This window comes from Mycoavidus cysteinexigens, from assembly GCF_003966915.1.
Taxonomy (GTDB): Bacteria; Pseudomonadota; Gammaproteobacteria; order Burkholderiales; family Burkholderiaceae; genus Mycoavidus; species Mycoavidus cysteinexigens.
In genome coordinates, this window is the sequence record NZ_AP018150.1 from 1,566,827 (window position 1) to 1,585,816 (window position 18,990).

17 protein-coding genes and 3 tRNA genes are annotated in these 18,990 nt (G+C 47.9%); 8 read left to right on the plus strand and 12 right to left on the minus strand.

Features of this window, described 5'->3' with window-relative positions; genetic code table 11:
• The first annotated feature begins 1 nt into the window (after window position 1).
• Window positions 2-1,315: an FAD-dependent oxidoreductase gene (locus MCB1EB_RS06455; protein WP_045362011.1), complete on the plus strand. Its 1,314-nt coding sequence runs from the start codon at window positions 2-4 to the stop codon at window positions 1,313-1,315.
• Between the two features lie 13 nt (window positions 1,316-1,328).
• Window positions 1,329-1,697, plus strand: a complete 369-nt coding sequence (locus tag MCB1EB_RS06460; protein WP_045362009.1) for a LexA family transcriptional regulator — start codon at window positions 1,329-1,331, stop codon at window positions 1,695-1,697.
• 53 nt (window positions 1,698-1,750) lie between these two features.
• Here MCB1EB_RS06460 and MCB1EB_RS06465 read toward each other — a convergent pair whose 3' ends face one another.
• The 6 genes from MCB1EB_RS06465 to tig form a co-directional block, all read right to left on the minus strand.
• Window positions 1,751-3,661 (minus strand): SurA N-terminal domain-containing protein, encoded by a 1,911-nt coding sequence (locus MCB1EB_RS06465; protein ID WP_045362008.1) that lies wholly within the window; start codon window positions 3,659-3,661, stop codon window positions 1,751-1,753.
• A gap of 97 nt (window positions 3,662-3,758) precedes the next feature.
• A tRNA-Val gene (locus MCB1EB_RS06470) sits at window positions 3,759-3,834 on the minus strand.
• A 130-nt stretch (window positions 3,835-3,964) separates the two neighbouring features.
• The gene (gene lon, locus MCB1EB_RS06475) at window positions 3,965-6,397 is read right to left on the minus strand and encodes an endopeptidase La (protein WP_045362007.1); all 2,433 of its coding nucleotides are present in this window, start codon (window positions 6,395-6,397) and stop codon (window positions 3,965-3,967) included.
• A 61-nt stretch (window positions 6,398-6,458) separates the two neighbouring features.
• Window positions 6,459-7,739 carry an ATP-dependent Clp protease ATP-binding subunit ClpX gene (gene clpX / locus MCB1EB_RS06480; protein ID WP_045362005.1) on the minus strand — a complete coding sequence of 427 codons (1,281 nt, stop codon included), beginning with the start codon at window positions 7,737-7,739 and terminating at the stop codon, window positions 6,459-6,461.
• Between the two features lie 115 nt (window positions 7,740-7,854).
• On the minus strand, window positions 7,855-8,508 hold the full coding sequence (gene clpP, locus MCB1EB_RS06485) for an ATP-dependent Clp endopeptidase proteolytic subunit ClpP (RefSeq protein ID WP_045365479.1): 654 nt from the start codon (window positions 8,506-8,508) through the stop codon (window positions 7,855-7,857).
• 95 nt (window positions 8,509-8,603) lie between these two features.
• A complete protein-coding gene (tig, locus tag MCB1EB_RS06490) occupies window positions 8,604-9,992 on the minus strand; it encodes a trigger factor (RefSeq protein ID WP_045362003.1) in 1,389 nt (462 codons plus the stop codon).
• A 424-nt stretch (window positions 9,993-10,416) separates the two neighbouring features.
• Here tig and MCB1EB_RS06495 point away from each other — a divergent pair, with 424 nt between their 5' ends.
• The 6 genes from MCB1EB_RS06495 to MCB1EB_RS06520 all read left to right on the plus strand — a co-directional run bounded on the left by MCB1EB_RS06495 (window position 10,417) and on the right by MCB1EB_RS06520 (window position 15,770).
• Window positions 10,417-10,725, plus strand: coding sequence for a hypothetical protein (locus tag MCB1EB_RS06495; protein WP_045362000.1), 309 nt, complete (start codon window positions 10,417-10,419; stop codon window positions 10,723-10,725).
• A 110-nt stretch (window positions 10,726-10,835) separates the two neighbouring features.
• The gene (locus MCB1EB_RS06500) at window positions 10,836-11,213 is read left to right on the plus strand and encodes a hypothetical protein (protein ID WP_045361991.1); all 378 of its coding nucleotides are present in this window, start codon (window positions 10,836-10,838) and stop codon (window positions 11,211-11,213) included.
• Window positions 11,214-11,690: 477 nt separating this feature from the next.
• Window positions 11,691-12,017, plus strand: coding sequence for a thioredoxin TrxA (gene trxA / locus MCB1EB_RS06505; protein ID WP_026921880.1), 327 nt, complete (start codon window positions 11,691-11,693; stop codon window positions 12,015-12,017).
• Window positions 12,018-12,191: 174 nt separating this feature from the next.
• A complete protein-coding gene (gene rho / locus MCB1EB_RS06510; protein ID WP_026921881.1) occupies window positions 12,192-13,454 on the plus strand; it encodes a transcription termination factor Rho in 1,263 nt (420 codons plus the stop codon).
• A gap of 183 nt (window positions 13,455-13,637) precedes the next feature.
• Window positions 13,638-13,910, plus strand: coding sequence for a type B 50S ribosomal protein L31 (locus tag MCB1EB_RS06515; RefSeq protein ID WP_026921882.1), 273 nt, complete (start codon window positions 13,638-13,640; stop codon window positions 13,908-13,910).
• 114 nt (window positions 13,911-14,024) lie between these two features.
• A complete protein-coding gene (locus MCB1EB_RS06520) occupies window positions 14,025-15,770 on the plus strand; it encodes an ArnT family glycosyltransferase (protein WP_045365476.1) in 1,746 nt (581 codons plus the stop codon).
• Window positions 15,771-15,788: 18 nt separating this feature from the next.
• On the opposite strand, the gene MCB1EB_RS06525 is transcribed toward MCB1EB_RS06520, so the two are convergent.
• From MCB1EB_RS06525 to MCB1EB_RS06550, 6 genes are all read right to left on the minus strand, one after another.
• Complete coding sequence (locus MCB1EB_RS06525; protein ID WP_045361986.1) at window positions 15,789-16,994, minus strand: MFS transporter; 1,206 nt, start codon at window positions 16,992-16,994, stop codon at window positions 15,789-15,791.
• Window positions 16,995-17,105: 111 nt separating this feature from the next.
• Window positions 17,106-17,180, minus strand: a tRNA-Arg gene (locus tag MCB1EB_RS06530).
• Between the two features lie 25 nt (window positions 17,181-17,205).
• Window positions 17,206-17,280 (minus strand) — tRNA-Gly (locus MCB1EB_RS06535).
• Between the two features lie 87 nt (window positions 17,281-17,367).
• Window positions 17,368-18,366, minus strand: coding sequence for a tyrosine-type recombinase/integrase (locus tag MCB1EB_RS06540; RefSeq protein ID WP_232034094.1), 999 nt, complete (start codon window positions 18,364-18,366; stop codon window positions 17,368-17,370).
• A 52-nt stretch (window positions 18,367-18,418) separates the two neighbouring features.
• Window positions 18,419-18,631: a DUF4224 domain-containing protein gene (locus MCB1EB_RS06545; protein ID WP_045361983.1), complete on the minus strand. Its 213-nt coding sequence runs from the start codon at window positions 18,629-18,631 to the stop codon at window positions 18,419-18,421.
• A 72-nt stretch (window positions 18,632-18,703) separates the two neighbouring features.
• Entirely contained in the window at window positions 18,704-18,982 is a 279-nt protein-coding gene (locus MCB1EB_RS06550) for a hypothetical protein (protein ID WP_045361981.1), read from the minus strand.
• Between the last annotated feature and the right edge of the window lie 8 nt (window positions 18,983-18,990).

Consider the following 18,990-nt stretch of genomic DNA (forward strand, 5'->3'; position numbering starts at 1 on the left):
TATGGATATTATTGTGATTGGTGCTGGGATTGCCGGCATCACTACGGCTTATTGCCTACATACCGCCGGTCACCGGGTGTGCGTGATTGAACAGCAAACCACAGTCGCCCAAAAGGCTAGTTTTGGCCATGGCGGCGTGATACTGCCAACGCCATTTGATACCTGGTTTGGTCCAGAGCTTTCGTTTAGTTCATGGCCCGCGTGGTTGGGTGGGGAATCGACTCGAATCCGTTTAAGCCAAAACCTGAAAAATTGTAGCTGGACGCGCCGCTTTTTTAAAAAACCTAACGCGGAGCAGTGTCTAACTCGCTACGCTCGTCTCAAACCACTGATCGATTTAGCTGCGATTACGCTGGCGGAAATTGAAACCCATTATGCCTTTGAGTTTGAGCAGAGAAGCGGGATTTTGCATTTATTTCGGCACGCCTCCGAGCTTAAGAGAATTGCGCCTGCTCTATTATTTTTGCAACAGCATGAGCATCCATACCAATTGCTCAATGCTGAGGAATGCTACCGTGCAGAGCCCTCGATACCGATGCATCCGCCACTTGCGGGTGGGGTTTTTTTACCCGATGATCGCAGCGCCAATTGCCCACTTTTTGCAAAGCAGCTTAAACCCGTACTGGAAGAAGCAGGCGTACGTTTTTTACTGGGCCGCCAGGTGGCACGCATCGATCCTATGCTGGCTCGGGTTGAGCTCGAGCCGCAGCAGAACCATTTCGACAGTACTTTAAGTCATTTGGCCAATCCAACCTTGGAAAGCATAATCGCCGATGCAATTGTCATTACCGCAGGGGCCGGCAGCTTGCCATTGCTAGCCCAGGCTGGAGTACGCTTACCGCTGCAGCTGATGCAATTGCATACAATTATTGCGCCGATTGCCAGCGAAGAGCGCGCGCCTCGTCTCACGATGATTGATACGGTACGGCAGATTACCATGGCGCGGTTTAATAACCGGTTACGGATTGCAGGTGGCCTGGTCAGCCCGCGCCTGACTCAAATTCAAGCCGGCCTAGATCATAAACTGCGCCAACAAACGCTAAATAAGGTAGCGCATGCGGTACATGATTGGCTCCCCGGGGTCACGAAGCTCTCTACCGGTAGTTATTGGGATGGCAAGCGGCTGCTATCCCCCGATGGCTTACCAATTGTAGGGGCCACCGCTCATCCACGCCTTTGGGTTAATCTCGCCCATGGGCCAGTAGGCTGGGCGCTGGCTTGTGGGGCGGCTAAGGTATTAGCGGATCAAATGACGGGGCGAGTGAGTGAAATCGATGAGGATACCTTGAGATCACTCTCGCCTGCACGTTTTTAGTACTAGGATATGAATGAATGCCGAGGTAGCCCCCGTTAACCGCATGTTCTTGTCTATTTATCGGCATGAGATAGCTTTTTCTTTCGAGGAAGTTGTACTCCAAATGACGGACTCCCAAAATAAAGAAGATAAAGACCATGCGATTTTAATGCGAACGCTAGACCCCAAGCAACGCAGAACCTTAGAATTGTTTCAGAGTTATACGGTCGTTACAAGTGCTCAAATTGGTGAGTTATTTGGCTTTAAATCCAGAACGAATACGACTCTTTGTAAGAAATGGGTTGAAGCCAGATTTTTGGAAATCGTTGATCACTCGAATAAAGCCAGAAAATATAAGTTGGCAAAACCGTTTGACGCTTTAGTCGCTGACCCGCTTGTATAAAAAGAAAAAGGGCCTTCCCGCTACAGGTAAGGCCCTTATCCTAATCAAGCGTTTTATTCGCTAGCCGCTGCGTTTTCTGTTGCGTAAATTTTAACTTTTGAGCGAGCGCGTAGCGATGCAAGATAGGCATTCAACTCTAGCTGCCCGGTCAATTGTGCCAATTGCTGCTGCAAAGCGGTCAGTCGTTGCGGCTCAAGCTCGGGCAGTGGGCTAAGCGACTCAACTCGATAGATCGCATAGACTCCACCGTCTAAGATAGCACTTACGTATTGCGGTAGTTGCTCAGCATCCGCCTTAAAGATGGCGCTCACGGCAGCCGGGGTTAAGCCTCGTGCGCCAGCACGCGAGAGTTTGATCACCGGCGAAAAGCCTGCCGTCGATTTAGATTGCTGCAAACTGGCCAGTTTTTCTTCGCCTGCCTTGCGCGTTAACTCAGCCGCTTGGAGCAAGGTTACTTTCTGCTGAACGCCCTGCTTAACCGTTTCAAACGGTAGCACAGAGGCCGGTTTGTGCGCGGTGACATGCGCGGCAATTAAAGTGTTATCGCCAACCTCGATTGCCGCTGTATTATGCTTGCCTTTGAGCGTTTCACTCTCAAATACCGCCGCCAGAAATTGGGGATTAGCCAACGCCGGAACTGCAGTAGGCGCCGGCATCGCTTGCCGCGCTACAGTTGCCGTTTGCACCACCAAATTAAATTTCTCAGCCGCCGGCGTTAGGCTGTTAGTCTGTTCATAGACCAGATTAGAAAACTGGTCGGCCGCAGCAGCAAAGCGCTGCGTCGCTTGCTGTTTTTTCAGATCGCTGAGTAAAGTTTGTTTGACTTCACTCAACGGACGGGTCTGAGCGGGTTTAATCTCCGTCACTTTAATAATATGGTAGCCAAAATCCGATTGCACCAAGCCGCTGATTTCATTGGGTTTGAGTTTAAATGCTGCTTCTTCGAAGGGTTTGACCATCATGCCCGCAGCAAAATAACCCAGATCACCGCCTCTAGCCGCAGAACCAGGATCCTGAGATTCGTTGCGAGCCATTTCAGCAAATTGACCCGGCTGCTTGCGTAGCTGAGCCAGCAACGCTTCAGCCTTGGCTTTAGCACTCGCTACCGTGTCAGCTTTAGGCGTAGCAATCAGGATATGGCTAGCGCGAACTTGCTTAGCCGTTTGATAGGTTGCGAGGTTATCTTGATAAGCTTTTTTTAGCTCTTCTTCGCTTGGCGTAATGCTAGCAGCCAGTATCTCAGCGCTTAAAATTGCATAACTTATCGTCGCAGTTTCTGGCGTTTCGAATTCTTTTTGATGCGTGTCGTAATATTGCTTTAATTGCTCTTCAGTCGGTTTTACTTCTGCACTATAGTCGAGCGGATGCAAAACCAGTTCGCGCATTTCACGCTGCTGCATCGATAACTGAGCGAGTTGCGCTGCCGAACTTTTAGGCGCTAGAGCACTCGCTTCAATACTATCGCCGATCTGAGCGATCGCTAAGCTACGGCGCACGCGAGCGTCAAATTGCTCAGGCGTCATCCCCTGTTTAGCCAGAAGGTCATGATATTTTTCTGTATCAATTGATCCATCTGACTTACGCAATGCTCCCAGCGCTGGAATCTCTAGAATGGTTTTCCGCACAGCTTCATCCGACGCGCTTAGGCGCTGACGCTTGGCTTCATCAGCCAAGATCCGTTGCTGAATCAAACTATCTAACAGAATCTGGCGCAACACAGGCGTATCCACGGCGGCCGTATTCACCGCCCCGCCAAACATTTCGCGCATCCGCTCAAGCTGCTCCTTCAGGAGCGCATCGTATTCTTGGCGCGTGATCTTGGAGCCGCTTACCTCAGCTACATTAGCGCCATTATCAAAAAACCCGCGAAAGCCCTGCACGCCGACCAGGCCAAGGCCCGGCACGATAAGCAAAGCCAATAAAATCAGCATGAGACGTTTATGATTGCGAATGAAGTCGAACATAGAAGTGAGAGATCAGAGAAGCGATAGCCGAAGATGGGATCATTTTGCCCAGCAAGAACTTCGGGGCGAGTCATTCTAAATACTTCTGTGATGGGATTGGTGGGTGCTGAGAGGCTCGAACTCCCGACCTAAGCCTTGTAAGGGCTCCGCTCTACCAACTGAGCTAAGCACCCAATTCCATCGGAGACTATAGCAAGATTGCAGAAACACATTACTGATCTGCAATCTTGCAAAGACGACTAGTTTACAGCATTCTGTTTAGGCTGACCAGTACTAAAAGACAGGAAAACCCAAACTTTTTGGTTAATGCTTGACGACTCCTTGCGTTACGGTCGCCGGCAAAGGCACTTCCTTGACGGGTTCATTTTTCAGCTCCTCTTCCGGCCGCGCAGTAGGCAAACGTTCAAGTGCTAGCTCGAGTACTTTATCGAACCAGCGTACTGGCACAATTTCAATGTGGCTTTTCACATTGTCTGGAATCTCGGCCAAGTCTTTCACATTTTCTTCTGGAATCAGAACCAATTTAATACCGCCTCGATGCGCCGCCAGCAGTTTTTCTTTGAGTCCGCCAATCGGCAAAACTTCTCCGCGCAAGGTGATTTCGCCAGTCATCGCCACATCCGCGCGCACCGGAATACCGGTGAGCACGGAAACCAGCGCGGTCGCCATGGCGACACCAGCCGATGGTCCATCTTTCGGTGTGGCGCCCTCAGGCACATGGATATGGATATCCTTTTTTTCAAAAGTTTCATCCGTGATGCCCAAGCGCCGCGAACGCGAACGCACGACAGAACGCGCCGCTTCAACTGACTCCTTCATCACGTCGCCAAGGGAGCCCGTGCGCAACACATTACCTTTGCCAGGCATTACGGCCGCCTCAATCGTGAGTAAATCGCCACCCACCTCAGTCCAGGCTAAGCCGGTGACTTGACCCACTTGGTTTTCTTTGGCCGCCAAACCAAAGTCATATTTGCGCACCCCCAGAAAAATGCTGAGATTAGCACTGTTAACAAGAATGGGGCTAACGGTTTTTTTAAGCTCTTTTTGTAACAGCAAGGTCTTAACGACCTTACGGCAAATTTTTGAGATTTCGCGCTCTAACGAACGTACGCCTGCCTCACGCGTATAGTAACGGATGATATCGCGGATCCCTTCCTCAGCCAGCTCAAATTCTCCCTCTTGCAGGCCGTTATTGCGTTTTTGCTTAGGCAGCAGATAACGTAGCGCAATATTGATTTTCTCGTCTTCGGTATAACCCGAGAGCCGAATCACTTCCATCCGATCAAGCAATGGCGGCGAAATATTCAGTGAATTCGAAGTCGCCACAAACATCACATCGGATAGATCAAAATCGACTTCAACGTAATGATCGGCAAAGGTATGGTTCTGCTCGGGATCGAGCACTTCAAGCAGCGCCGATGAAGGGTCGCCGCGAAAATCCATGCCCAGCTTGTCCACTTCGTCTAGCAAGAATAATGGATTACGCACGCCTACCTTGGTTAGGCTCTGTAATATTTTACCCGGCATCGAACCAATATAAGTGCGCCGGTGGCCGCGAATTTCCGCTTCATCGCGCACACCACCTAAAGCCATGCGGACAAATTTTCGATTTGTCGCACGCGCAATCGATTGGCCGAGCGAGGTCTTACCGACTCCAGGCGGCCCAACTAAGCATAGAATCGGCGCTTTGACTTTATCGACACGCTGTTGCACTGCAAGATACTCAAGAATCCGCTCTTTGACTTTCTCCAGACCATAGTGGTCTTCATCTAAGACCTTTTCTGCATGCGGTAAGTGATTATTGACCTTGCTTTTTTTACGCCATGGCAAGTTAATCAGCGTATCAATATAATTGCGCACCACCGTCGCTTCCGCCGACATGGGCGACATCAGCTTTAATTTCTTCAGTTCAGCTTGGGCTTTCTTTTTAGCTTCTTTAGGCATGCGCGCCGTGGTAATGCGCTTGTCAATTTCTTCAAAATCAGCGCCTTCTTCTCCTTCGCCTAATTCTTTTTGAATCGCTTTAACTTGTTCATTCAGGTAGTACTCGCGCTGACTTTTTTCCATTTGACGCTTTACGCGGCCGCGAATACGCTTTTCCACCTGCAAAATATCGATTTCTGCTTCTAGCTGCGCCAGCAAATGCTCAAACCGCTCAAGCACTGAAAACATTTCGAGGGCACGTTGTTTTTGTTCCAGTTTAAGCGGTAGATGAGCGGCGATTGTATCCACTAAGCGGCCAGCTTCATCAATGTCAGCCAGTGACGTTAGAATTTCAGGTGGCAACTTCTTGTTCAGCTTCAGATACTGCTCAAACTGCGAAATCAGCGCGCGGCGCAGTGCTTCCGTTTGCGCGCTTTCGGCCTGCTCCGGCTCAAGGGGTTGCACCATGCAAAAAAACTGCGCATCTTGCTCTTCAATTGACAGAACTTGCGCGCGCTGTATCCCTTCAACCAGCACTTTAACTGTGCCATCAGGCAGCTTAAGCATTTGCAGGATATGCGCCACACAGCCAATCTCATACATATCGTGAGCCGCCGGCTCATCTTTGCCAGCGGTTTTTTGCGCCACCAGCATGATCCGCTTGCCGCTTTCCATCGCAGCATCAAGTGCTTTAATGGATTTGGGACGCCCAACAAATAATGGAATGACCATATGCGGAAAAACCACCACATCGCGCAATGGAAGCAACGGTAACAGGATGGGCTCTGATGGAAGGAGTTGAATTCCTGGCATTTTATTTTCCTATAGGTCAAATCGATTGAGCCACTTTTACAAATAGAGAGTCAGCGCCATCTTAGCCGGCGCTCTGCTTAGCAACTAAGGATTGCGTTTCCTCATAAATGAGCAAGGGCTTCCCCTCACCTTCAATCGTATTTTCATCAATGATGACTTTGCTCACACCTTTTAGCATCGGTAATTCATACATTGTATCTAGCAGGGTCTGCTCTAAAATCGAGCGTAGGCCGCGCGCGCCGGTTTTACGGCGAATAGCTCTCCGAGCAATCGCTTGTAATGCGGCAGGCCGGATTTCAAGTACGACATTCTCCATCGCAAAAAGTTTATGATATTGCTTAATCACTGCGTTTTTCGGTTCAACCAGAATTTTGACCAACGCTGTTTCATCTAGTTTGCTGAGCGTCGCAACCACCGGCAAACGGCCAATTAATTCTGGAATCAAACCAAATTTGATTAAATCTTCCGGCTCGACCTCAAGTAAGACTTCACCCGCATCACGCTCTTGACTGCTTTTAAGCGTAGCGCCAAAACCAATCCCCGCTTTTTCAGTACGGTCGATAATCACTTTTTCAAGACCATCGAAAGCGCCACCGCAAATAAACAAGATATTAGTGGTATCGACCTGTATAAAATCTTGATTGGGGTGCTTGCGTCCACCTTGTGGCGGCACTGACGCCATGGTTCCTTCAATCAGTTTTAACAAAGCCTGCTGTACGCCCTCACCCGAGACATCGCGGGTAATCGATGGATTAGCGGACTTACGGCTAATCTTGTCGATCTCGTCGATATAGACGATGCCCTTTTGAGCTTTTTCAACTTCGTAGTTACAATTTTGCAATAGCTTCTGGATAATATTTTCAACATCCTCGCCCACGTAACCCGCTTCTGTCAACGTGGTTGCATCCGCCATCACAAACGGAACATTCAGTAAGCGCGCCAACGTTTGCGCCAGCAAGGTTTTGCCTGAGCCGGTTGGCCCCACCAACAAAATATTGCTCTTAGAGAGTTCAACCTCGTCTTTTTTATCAAAGTGCTTGAGTCTTTTATAATGATTGTAAACAGCAACGGCGAGAATTTTTTTCGCGCGTTCTTGCCCAATCACATATTGATCAAGAATTTCGCTGATTTCTTTAGGGCTTGGCAAAGCCGACTTAGCCAAGTTAGCCTCGCTGGTTGCCCCAGCCAGCTCTTCACGGATGATGTCGTTGCATAAATCAATACATTCATCGCAAATAAAAACAGATGGGCCAGCAATCAATTTTTTGACTTCATGCTGGTTTTTGCCGCAAAACGAGCAATGAAGCACTTTATCGTTGCTAGAAATTTTGTTGTCCGCCATCGACGAATCCCTCCGGACAGTAAGAAATAGCGCTCGCTATTTTTGCCAGCGCTCTAATAATCCACACGACCTATTTACCCAGTATATGGGTAAATAGGTACTAAATACATAGGTACTAAATACGTTTATACAAGACCTGGTCAACCAAACCATAGACTTTGGCATCATCGGCTGACATAAAATTGTCACGATCTGTATCGCGCGCAATCCGTTCAACCGATTGTCCAGTATGAGAACTCAACAATTGGTTAAGCCGCTCTTTTAGATAGAGAATTTCGCGTGCCTGAATTTCAATATCCGAGGCTTGGCCACGTGCGCCGCCTAACGGTTGATGAATCATGATACGCGCATTAGGCAGCGCGAAACGCTTACCCTTCGCGCCCGCCGCCAACAAAAAAGCGCCCATGCTAGCCGCCAGCCCCAAACATAAGGTTGAAACTTCAGGCCTGATAAATTGCAAGGTATCGTAGATCGCCATGCCTGCCGAGACTGAACCACCAGGGCTATTAATATATAGGCTAATATCTTTGTCTGGATTTTCGCTCTCAAGAAAGAGCAATTGCGCAACAACCAGATTAGCGGTCTGATCATTCACTTCACCCACCAGAAAAACCACGCGCTCTTTAAGCAAACGCGAGTAGATATCATAAGCACGTTCGCCGCGGCCACTAGTTTCAACCACCATCGGCACAAGGCCTAATGCTTGCGGATCAAACCCACTAGAAGTTAGGGCAAACCGCTGCCCAGCTAAATCACCGTAAGACCTCATACGCCATCCTTGTTCACTTTTTAAATAACCACAGCGCATCAGCTAGGGGATTCACCCTATCAACCCGCTGTCGTTATAACTTATTTGGACCTATTTTATTGCGCGGTTGCTGCTTGCGCCAATTCTTCAAAGCTCACCTCCTTATCCGTGACCTTGGCCTGACCCAGGACAAAATCAACGATATTGCCTTCCGTAAGGTCATTTTCTATTTCAGCTAAACGCGTACGATCAGCATAATACCAGCGCACGGCTTCTTGTGGGTCAGCATAACCTTGAGCGCGCTCTTCAACTTCAACGCGAAGCTGTTCCGGCTTTACCCGCAAACTATGCGCTTGAACTAATTCATTGAGCAATAAGCCCAATTTGACGCGGCGTTCAGCCTGGTCCTTGAATATTTCAGCAGGAATCGCTGGCCGTTTCGCCTTGGCTAGGCCGCGCTGCTCCAAATTCGCGTGCATCATCTCAAGCAGATGTTGCTGCGCTTCGGCCACCAATATTTTGGGCGCATCCAGCTCTGTCGCTGCAATAATTGCATCCATGACTTGTTGCTTCAGCAGAGATTGCGTGCGCTTTTTGGCTTCGCGCTCAAGACTCGCCTGAATCGCCTCGCGCAATTTCTCCACGTCTCCGCTTTCAATCCCCATTGCTTGCACAAATGCGGCATCGATTTCTGGGTAATGCGGCCACTCGACTTTTTTAAGCGTTAGTGTAATCCTGGCTGTTTTGCCAGCCATTTCGCTATCCTGGTAGCCCTCTGGAAAGGTCAAGTCGAATTCCCTGGTCTGCCCTACTTCAAGACCCAGCACCGCATTTTCAAACTGCTCTAGAATCAACTGCTGATGATTTTTGGGCTCGCTCTGGTCCGCTTTTTTTTGATTAAGCACCAGCTCAACATTTTCTGCAGAACCGCCATTAAACGGCTTGCCATCTAGCTCGCCATTCCAATCTACGCGCACCCGATCTTCTGCTTGTGCAGCCAACCCACCGCCATCACCGTGTGCGTCTGCCTCGCCCCGCACATGATAATGGACGCGCTGCTTGCGCAGCATGTCAAGCGTATAATCAATTTGCTCCGCGCCAATCTTAGTTGTCGTGCGAGTAATTTCCACACTAGATAAATCACCCACTTTCACTTCAGGGAAGACCTCGAAGGTGGCGTCTACCGTATAGGTATTAGCATCCGCTAAATCATTCCTGATTTCTAAATTTGGCAGCCCAGCAACTCTAAAATTTTGCGCTTGGCTAAGCACTGACAATTCCTGGCTTGCTTTGGCGTAAAGCACTTCAGCCTGAACCCGTTCTTGGTGCTGTTGCGCGACTATTTTGAGTGGCGCTTTACCCGGCCTAAAACCAGGATGTTTGAAATTTTTTGCGATCTTACTAATACGTTGATTGATCTCTTGCTGCACGCCTTCTTTCGGTATCGGGAGACGAACGCTGCGCTCAAGTTTGCCAAGGTTTTCTATATTGATGTTTGCGGTCATGGAATCAAATTGTCCTAATTAAAAACACTCAGCCAAGTGCGTGAGTATGAGTATGCTCAAAATTCTGCTAACAGCACTGCTTCCAATACCCTACTGCCGCAGTCATACAAATCTGAATCTGCGTTCTAGGGGACTAGAAGTTTTGCACTAAAAATAACGGAACAAGTAACCTAAATTGGAAAGTGCGACTGAACGTCGTCATTCTATCAAATATTCAGCTCCACCTAAAATACTTCATCTCAAAGGGACCTACGCCCTGGAATTTCGCTGGGGAGGTGACTTCATCATGCGATCTTGTATTTGTCACACATTTATAGCGGGATCTGTGAGCTTACTTCTGCAAGCTCGCCAATGAGAGCCTTTCCATCAAGAGAAACCATGTGGGCGTCGCCAGTCTGCGTGACCTTGTAATTAGGTTCGTGCTGTGGGCAGCGGCTCATTTAAAGGATTCAGCGCGTCGCGGCTGGCCCTTGAGTACAAAATTGGCAATCGTGCGCAAAAGTCAGAAGGCTATTTTCGGCTTCTTTGCAAGGAATTCGCGAAAAGGATACAAAAAAGCGGTTGGGAAAATAAGTTCATGGCATTGGATTTTTTCTCAAGAAAAGCGCTGCCATGCATTCTGTTTCTCGATCTCAGGTATTCGGTCAACACTCTGCATCAAATGGAGCAGTCGCAGAGCCGCCCCCAAGCAGTCAACGTCGTCTTCCAGAAAAAGGCTGATCTTTTTCGTTAGGGTCTAATACTTCTAATTCTAATAAGAAACGTGTCAATAATGCTTCACCGCCAAAGCCCAAAAGAATTCGCTTAAAGGATCCGCTAAAGCCGTTCAGTGATGAATCGGGAATGAACATTAGCACGGATGATCTAAACGATAGCCATTTAATAAGTACATTAACATTATTATTTTTCGAAACAGAATTACAGGCCGCATTAGAGAACGGTTTGAAAGAAGCAGAACGTACAAAGCAGATCGTAGAACAAAGCTTGGGGAATCAAAGTGATGCGGAGGATGAGGGTTGGTTCGACGAATATATCGACGATAATTGTGTAGGGGATCCTTTAGAGTTAGGAAGTGAAGATTCTGAAATACATTCTGAGGAAGGGCCAGCGGTCGATTATTTTTCTGCTGAGGGGGATGCGGGGCTTTGGCAGAGCAAAGTACTCACCTTATGCAAAGAGAGGTCGCATCAAAGCTCCTGCAGACACACAGCAAAGATTTGATGCTGCAATTCAAAATTTAAGCAAATTTAACAATGACAGAGATCCCAGAAAAGAAACAACATCTGAATTAAATAAAGATTTTTATATTTGTCAGAGTTTTATATAAAAATCAAACTATATTTTTAAAGATGAAGAAAAAGAAATTTTTAACAAATTTAATAAAAAGTTTGGAAAGGAGTATGTTGCAATAAAAAAAGCCTCTCCTCGTACAAATATCTCTAAGCCCACCTCATGAGTCGGTTCTGGATAATGCGTAAAGTCTTTATTGATAAAGGTTTTGCGTCGAAATGGAGGTACATAAATTGCCAGAAAATGGCATACATGTGGCATAGGCGCACAGCAACAGCCTAACAAACTTGCCGTTAGATGGCCCTAGCCTACTTATGAAACCCTCTCACAACTTAAACAATTTAGGCTAAGATAACGCCTGTTTATAAATTAGCCACAATTTCCCCGGTTGGAAGAGGTACATTCACAATGAATCCACTTATCAAGATTATTAACGACGCGTCATTTGAAGAAGAAGTGCTCAAGGCGGAACGGCCAGTATTATTAGATTTTTGGGCTGATTGGTGCGGCCCATGCAAGCAGATTGCGCCGATCCTAGATGAACTTGCACAAACCTACAGTGATCGCTTACATATTGCCAAAATCAATGTCGATGAGAATCAAGCCACACCAGCAAAATTTGGTGTGCGCGGCATTCCAACCTTAATTCTCTTTAAAAACGGTGCTGTCGCCGCACAAAAAGTCGGTGCTTTGTCGAAACACCAACTGACTTCGTTTCTTGATAGCCATCTTTGATACCTCGCATTTGCTTAAAACTGTACCGGCTACAAAAAAGTTTCTAAAAAAAACCGAGTAGCCGGACTACGTTATGCTAGAATACGAAAAATTACATATCGTTTGATTCCTTGAGCGTTCGCTCTTCCTTTCTATAGTCCTTAGCGGCAAACTTCCTCCCTAGCGGGATTCTCTATGCACTTATCTGAGCTCAAATCTTTACACGTATCCGCCCTTATTGAAATGGCCAATGGCCTAGAAATTGAAAATGCAAACCGCCTGCGTAAGCAGGAACTCATGTTTGCGATCTTAAAAAAACGCGCAAAGACTGGCGAAACTATCTTTGGCGATGGCACGCTCGAAGTGTTGCCGGATGGCTTTGGTTTTTTACGCTCGCCAGAAACGTCCTACTTAGCGAGTCCCGACGATATTTATATCAGTCCATCGCAAATTCGACGTTTTAATTTACATACTGGCGATACGATTGAAGGGGAAGTCCGTACCCCTAAAGATGGCGAGCGTTACTTCGCCCTCGTGAAAGTGGATAAAGTCAATTGCCAACCCCCTGAGGCCTCGAAACATAAAATTATGTTTGAGAACCTCACGCCGCTCCACCCGAATAAACCGCTTCTGCTAGAGCGTGAATTGCGCGGCGAAGAAAACATTACGGGGCGGATCATCGATATGATCGCACCCATTGGCAAAGGCCAACGCGGTTTACTTGTGGCCTCGCCCAAGTCAGGCAAAACCGTGATCCAACAACATATCGCTCACGCGATTAAAGCAAATCATCCAGATATTAAGCTGTTCGTCTTACTCATTGATGAACGCCCTGAAGAAGTCACCGAAATGCAACGTTCCGTGGCCGGTGAGGTGATTGCGTCAACTTTCGACGAACCCGCTTCACGCCATGTACAAGTTGCGGAAATGGTGCTTGAAAAAGCCAAACGCTTAGTCGAAATGAAGCATGATGTGGTCATCTTGCTGGATTCCATTACGCGCCTAGCGCGCGCCTATAACACCGTGGTGCCAACTTCAGGTAAGGTTTTAACGGGTGGAGTAGATGCCAATGCGCTACAACGTCCAAAACGCATCTTTGGCGCCGCGCGCAATGTCGAAGAAGGCGGCTCGCTGACTATCATCGGCACGGCCTTGATTGAAACTGGCAGCCGCATGGACGATGTGATCTATGAAGAGTTTAAAGGCACCGGCAATATGGAAGTCCATCTTGAGCGGCGCATGGCTGAAAAACGCATTTATCCCGCGATCAATCTGAATAAATCAGGCACCCGACGCGAAGAGCTGCTGATCAAACCAGAAATCTTACAAAAGATTTGGGTTCTGCGTAAATTTATCCATGATATGGATGAAGTTGAAGCATTAGAATTTTTGCTGGATAAATTTAAACAGACTAAAAACAACGCTGAATTTTTCGATCTAATGCGCCGCGGCGGATAAGTTTGATACAAATACCGGCTATGCACAGGCAGCAGGTTGCTTAAAACCAAACCTTTGCTCTATTGAGCAACCAATTTTCTGGCATAATACTGTGTTTCCCACTTTTAAATCGCTTTCGCGCAGCAAGGGAGTCCGCGTTCATTAGACGTAGACAGAAGTGATTGCGCCATGCAAGGAATGAATATGAAAGAAAATACCCACCCAGAATACCGCGAGGTCGTCTTTATGGATATGTCGTCTAACGACAAAGTCCTAACTCGCTCGACGATTAAAACCCGAGAAACGACCGAATTCGAAGGCAAAGAATATCCTCTGGCAAAGATCGAAATTTCGTCAGCCTCCCACCCTTTTTATACCGGCCAAAACAAAATCGTCGATAGTGAAGGGACCGTCGAAAAATTCAACCGGAAATATGCAAGTTACACGAAAGCGGTAAAAACTTCAGACCCCGCATAATGCTCAAACGCAGAGCTTTGGCATCGGTGTAGCAAGTGCTTACACCGAGGCGATCTAGGCAGCGCATAAGCTGCCTTTTTTTTTATTTTTTGCTTGAATGATTTGTCGCCACGCATGAAGTCCACCGTTGTTCGTTTGACTACTACCGCTACGCGCACCTTGCCGCGCTGGTTATTATTCGCGATTTGCATCGTGTATGCGGTAACCGGCCTATTTGGGCGCGACCCATGGAAAAATGAAGATGCGGCCGGTTTCGGCATGATGTGGACGCTTGCCAATGGCAGTTGGCAAGATTGGCTATTACCTAATCTAGCGGGTAAAGTCATTACTAGCAGTGGCCCTCTTGCTTATTGGCTCGGCGCTCTCAGTATGCGCGTATTTGGCGGCTGGATAGGTCCGATTGGCGCGACGCATATTGTCACAGTATGTCTGCTGTGCATAAGCTGCGCCTTTGTTTGGCATAGCGGCTATTTGCTAGGCCGCCGCGCTGAAGTCCAGCCTTTTAAATATGCTTTCGGTGGCGAACCTTCGTCGCGAGATTATGGCCGCACTCTGGCCGATGGCGCACTCTTGGTTCTACTTGGCTGCTTTGGGTTAGCCGAGCGCAGTCATGAAACTACGCCTGAAATTACGCAATTTGCTTGCGTTGCGATGATGCTTTATGGCCTCATCCGCTGCATAGATAAACCCAAGCAAGGCGCGCTCTGTTGGGGGCTCGCCCTTGGCCTGCTGTCGCTTGCCGCTAACCCACCTTTAGTGGTTGCGCTCCTGATCAGCACCCTGGTCTTAATGCTCGTAACTCACGAGCTGCGGGTCAAGGCGCTCTTCACGCTTGGCGTGCCAGTGCTCACTCTGATTGCGCTTGCTTGGCCGCTCAGCGCATACATTGCCTTGAGCAGCGAAGCTAGCCCCTATTTACACGCCTGGTTCTTTAGCAATCTCCGCACGTTCTCTGGCTCACCCGCCAGCACACTTTTTTACGCTTTAAAAAACCTACCGCTTTACACGTGGCCGGCCTGGCCACTGGCAGCCTGGTCTTGGTATAGCTGGGCCGGTCTACGACGCGCACCGCATATCATGATTGCGCTGTCCGTAATAAGTGCGCTACTCATATTGATCGCCCTACAAACCCATCAGACTAACCGGCTTTTCTTGTTATTATTGCCTGCGCTATCGGTGCTGGCGGCCTTCGGTTTGCCGACCCTTAAGCGTGGCGCAACCAACGCCATTGATTGGTTCGCGCTATTAAGTTTTACCATTCTCAGTTCATTTGTCTGGCTGGTTTGGATCGCCCAGCAAACCGGTTTCCCCACTCAAATTGCGCGCAATTTAACTCGGTTTGCGCCTGGTTTTCAGGCTGAATTTAGGCCCCCCGCGTTTATTATTGCCATACTCGTCACTGGCTGCTGGATCATTCTCGTCTATTGGCGCCTCGCGCGCCGTCCTAAAGCATTATGGCGTAGCGTCGTCCTCTCTAGCGCAGGCACCACGCTGATGTGGGTCTTATTGATGACGTTATGGCTGCCGCTGGTCAATTACAGCCGTACTTATCGGGATGTCGCGACCCAGATTGCAAGTCGCTTACCCACTGATTATCAATGCATTAGTCCGGTGCGCCTAGGCGATGCGCAAATTGCCTCTTTTGCTTATTTTGGCAAAATGCGTTTCGCTTTTGGCAACGAAGATTGCGATGTATTACTACGTCAAGATACTTGGGATTACGGTCCTCCCGCCTCACTCTCGCCCTTTGTTTGGAAACTCATCTGGGAAGGCCGCCGACCGGCAGATCGTGACGAACGTTTTCGGCTTTATCTGCGTACCGAGCGGGCCAGTAAGCAAAAGCAACGGCCCCAAAATTGATTAACGGAATACAATTATTTAATGTTTGCTGCCGATACGCCGCTCCAATTTTTTGAAGCGCAGCACCAAAAAGCATAATAATAAAGGGATCAGCGCCAATAAAGCGCCTATCAAGAAACTCGCTGCTGATCCTAGATGGTCCCAGAGCCAGCCGGCCCCCACACTTCCCATGACAATGCATACGCCACTAGCTAGGTTAGAAATGCCAAACGCTGTGCCGCGCAACTCTGCTGGCGCTGCTTCTGCTAGCAGCGCGGCTAAAATGCCATGAATAAATCCCATATGCAAGCCCCATATGACAACGCCAAGCAACAAAAGGGCGAGAGAATGACCTAACGCAAGCAGCAGATCCGCTAAAATCATCAGTACTAGGCCGCAAGCCAGCAAAAACCCACGCTCTATGCGGTCCGAGATTTTGCCGACTGGATAAGCGGACAGCGAATACGCCAAATACATGACTACAATAATGCTAGGAACCCACCTCGGCTCAAGGCCGGCTTGTTGCGCACGCAACAGAATAAAAGCTGGCCTAAATTGCACCATAGAGAAAAGCGCTATAATAATTACGATTAACCAATAATAGGTTGAGAATTTACGTAATTCCCGCCAGCGCAAAGGAAATGCTTGTAAAGAAGGTTTGCGCGGTGCGCGCTTTTTTTCATGAATCCCAAAAATTACCAGAGCCACGGCAATCCAGGCTGGGAGAACCGGAAACCAAAGAATCAACCGAATATTTTCTCCCGACCAAAACATCAGCCCCAGCGCCAGCAAAGCCCCCATAACCGCGCCGAAAGTACTAGCTGATTGACGCAAACCAAAACAAGCGCCACGAACTGTAGGCGAACACATATCCGCAACTAACGCATCTCTTGGCGCGCTCCGAATACCGCGGCCAAGGCTCTCAAGCAAACGTGCAGCCACCAACATAGCGGGCAGATTCGCAAGGGGGAAAAATGGTTTATTTAAAGCCGCCAAAACATAGCCCAATAATACGAGCCATTTACGCCGCTTAAGATAATCACTGAGCGCGCCAGACAGTACTTTAATCATAAAGCTCGTCGCATCGGCCATACCTTCAACGAAGCCCAGCGCAGTCACACTCATGCCCATTGTGCCAACCAGTAACATCGGCAATAAAACATGGCCTAACTCAAAAGAGAGTGACATAAAGAAACTGACTGCCCCTAACACCCAAACAATGCGCGGCAGAGTGGCTTTTTTCATCGTGGTCTCCTAGCTAGGGGAAACACCTCCCCTGTATTGACTCACATATATGAATAATAGGTGTAATTTTTTTTATATTGCTAGGAGCAGCTAAGGGGCAAGACTTAGCGCTGGTCCCCCCGACAGGAATCGAACCTGTATCTAGCGCTTAGGAGGCACTCGTTCTATCCATTGAACTACGGGGAGAATCATGCAGAAAAATATTGCAGATTGGAGCGGGCGATGGGAATCGAACCCACGTCTTCAGCTTGGGAAGCTGAGGTAATAACCATTATACGACGCCCGCTTTGCCTTATGCGGTATGGATTCTAGCAGATTTTTAACCTCTGTGCTTGCTCCGCAATTCGGGCCTTGCTCCGCAATTCGCCCTCGCCTACCGGGTTGGTGCCACTTTTTTTCCACGGCGCAAATAGTGTCTTTTGGTCGTGCGCACGTCAATATGACCCAATAAATCAGCTGCCGCCTGGTCTCCTTTTTCGGCCGACATATCATCTGCAGCTTTCGCCCGTAAATCATAGAGCCAGAAAGCCTTGAGTTGATCTTTAAATTCTGGATGCGCTTTCGCTGCTTTTTCTCGAGCACTATCAAAATAATATTTCAACGAGCCTTTTGTCATTGGCTTACCCTGTAGCGTAACCAGCAAATTGGTACTGACTATTTTATGAGTTGTTTTTCGGCTACGAATGCGCGCGAATACATCAAATAGTGCCGCACTGATAACTATACGCAATGCGGTTTTAGTTTTAGACTGGCGCAAAATCAATTCGCCGTCTTGAATATGGTGCTCAGTTAATTTCATTACATCACCAGGACGCTGTCCCGTCAAATACATTAAATCCATTGCCTCTTGCAGCGGCGGTAGTCCATAGCTCTTAACCAGCGTAAATAGCTCATCATCAATGTACACATCCCGTTTGCCAAGTGAATAGCCTCGTATACCCATTGTAGGATTTGGCAAATTCGTATACCCCCATTCGCGGGCTTTGTTCCAAATATGCGAAAACAACCGTTTGCAACGATTCGCTGTCGTTGGATACGCTTCATTACGACGCAAAAACTCAGCAATATGATGAGGCTCAATTTTCTCAAGGGGCGCAGGCGGATCACTAAAAAATCTCTCCAGCACTTTTACGTCTGATAAATTTGTTGCCTGTGTGCTAAGCGCCTTTGTCGCAATCACTTCAATTTTGTACCGATTCATCACCTCTGGGAAAAATATTTCGTTGGACAAATCAATTACATTAATTTCGAGTTCGGCATATTGCCTAAGTGCAAGAATATAGTCAGAGCCAAGCGGTATTTCTTTGCGAGGTTTTTTACACGTATCATAGTAGTAATAAACATGTCCGCTGCGATGCATACGTGCACGCATACGCGGCGGTAAATTAAAGTTTTTCGTAGGCTTCCGACCCATCGATTTATCTCTATACCAAAACAGGACGCGGCGACCAAGCACGCACCGTTGCCGGCTGCACTATTTGCGGATTTACGATAACCGCACGCGCTACAACGGCACGTCCGTTCGCGTTAACGTAAAAAGGTACACGCATTTTGCGCAGAGTCTCTTTTTGTTTCTCTTTAAAAGAAGCGCCCGTTAACTCAACTAGCTCCTCAGGCTTCAAAAATGTATCGTTCATGATTAAAAATTGCTTAGACTTACATTAAATGGAAAATAACTTTTATTTAGCTAATCATTAGTTTTATTAAATTTAATCTATGCTTTTATTTTTTGGATAAATACTCAAACGAGGGATCCATCTTTTATGAACCTCAAAGACTCCTAGGCTTAAGCCGTCCTCTTTAAACACTTCAATATCAATTGCATCCTCTCCGATAATCGACCACCCAATACACTCCGCTGCGGCTTGGGCCAAATCTACAACCTCACCCTCATCCAGCATCGATTTAAAACCATATCCATCTTCAAATCGTTCACCGTAGCTCAGTACCGCATATCTATACTGCTTTGCATTTTCTTCACTCTTCATGATGACTT

Bases quoted from the DNA above. Each gene is read 5' to 3' on its own strand.
- MCB1EB_RS06455 (WP_045362011.1), top strand. From the start codon at position 2: ATGGATATTATTGTGATTGGTGCTGGGATTGCCGGCATCACTACGGCT.
- MCB1EB_RS06460 (WP_045362009.1), top strand. From the start codon at position 1,329: ATGAATGCCGAGGTAGCCCCCGTTAACCGCATGTTCTTGTCTATTTAT.
- MCB1EB_RS06465 (WP_045362008.1), bottom strand. From the start codon at position 3,661: ATGTTCGACTTCATTCGCAATCATAAACGTCTCATGCTGATTTTATTG.
- lon (WP_045362007.1), bottom strand. From the start codon at position 6,397: ATGCCAGGAATTCAACTCCTTCCATCAGAGCCCATCCTGTTACCGTTG.
- clpX (WP_045362005.1), bottom strand. From the start codon at position 7,739: ATGGCGGACAACAAAATTTCTAGCAACGATAAAGTGCTTCATTGCTCG.
- clpP (WP_045365479.1), bottom strand. From the start codon at position 8,508: ATGAGGTCTTACGGTGATTTAGCTGGGCAGCGGTTTGCCCTAACTTCT.
- tig (WP_045362003.1), bottom strand. From the start codon at position 9,992: ATGACCGCAAACATCAATATAGAAAACCTTGGCAAACTTGAGCGCAGC.
- MCB1EB_RS06500 (WP_045361991.1), top strand. From the start codon at position 10,836: ATGAACATTAGCACGGATGATCTAAACGATAGCCATTTAATAAGTACA.
- trxA (WP_026921880.1), top strand. From the start codon at position 11,691: ATGAATCCACTTATCAAGATTATTAACGACGCGTCATTTGAAGAAGAA.
- rho (WP_026921881.1), top strand. From the start codon at position 12,192: ATGCACTTATCTGAGCTCAAATCTTTACACGTATCCGCCCTTATTGAA.
- MCB1EB_RS06515 (WP_026921882.1), top strand. From the start codon at position 13,638: ATGAAAGAAAATACCCACCCAGAATACCGCGAGGTCGTCTTTATGGAT.
- MCB1EB_RS06520 (WP_045365476.1), top strand. From the start codon at position 14,025: ATGAAGTCCACCGTTGTTCGTTTGACTACTACCGCTACGCGCACCTTG.
- MCB1EB_RS06525 (WP_045361986.1), bottom strand. From the start codon at position 16,994: ATGAAAAAAGCCACTCTGCCGCGCATTGTTTGGGTGTTAGGGGCAGTC.
- MCB1EB_RS06540 (WP_232034094.1), bottom strand. From the start codon at position 18,366: ATGCGTGCACGTATGCATCGCAGCGGACATGTTTATTACTACTATGAT.
- MCB1EB_RS06545 (WP_045361983.1), bottom strand. From the start codon at position 18,631: ATGAACGATACATTTTTGAAGCCTGAGGAGCTAGTTGAGTTAACGGGC.
- MCB1EB_RS06550 (WP_045361981.1), bottom strand. From the start codon at position 18,982: ATGAAGAGTGAAGAAAATGCAAAGCAGTATAGATATGCGGTACTGAGC.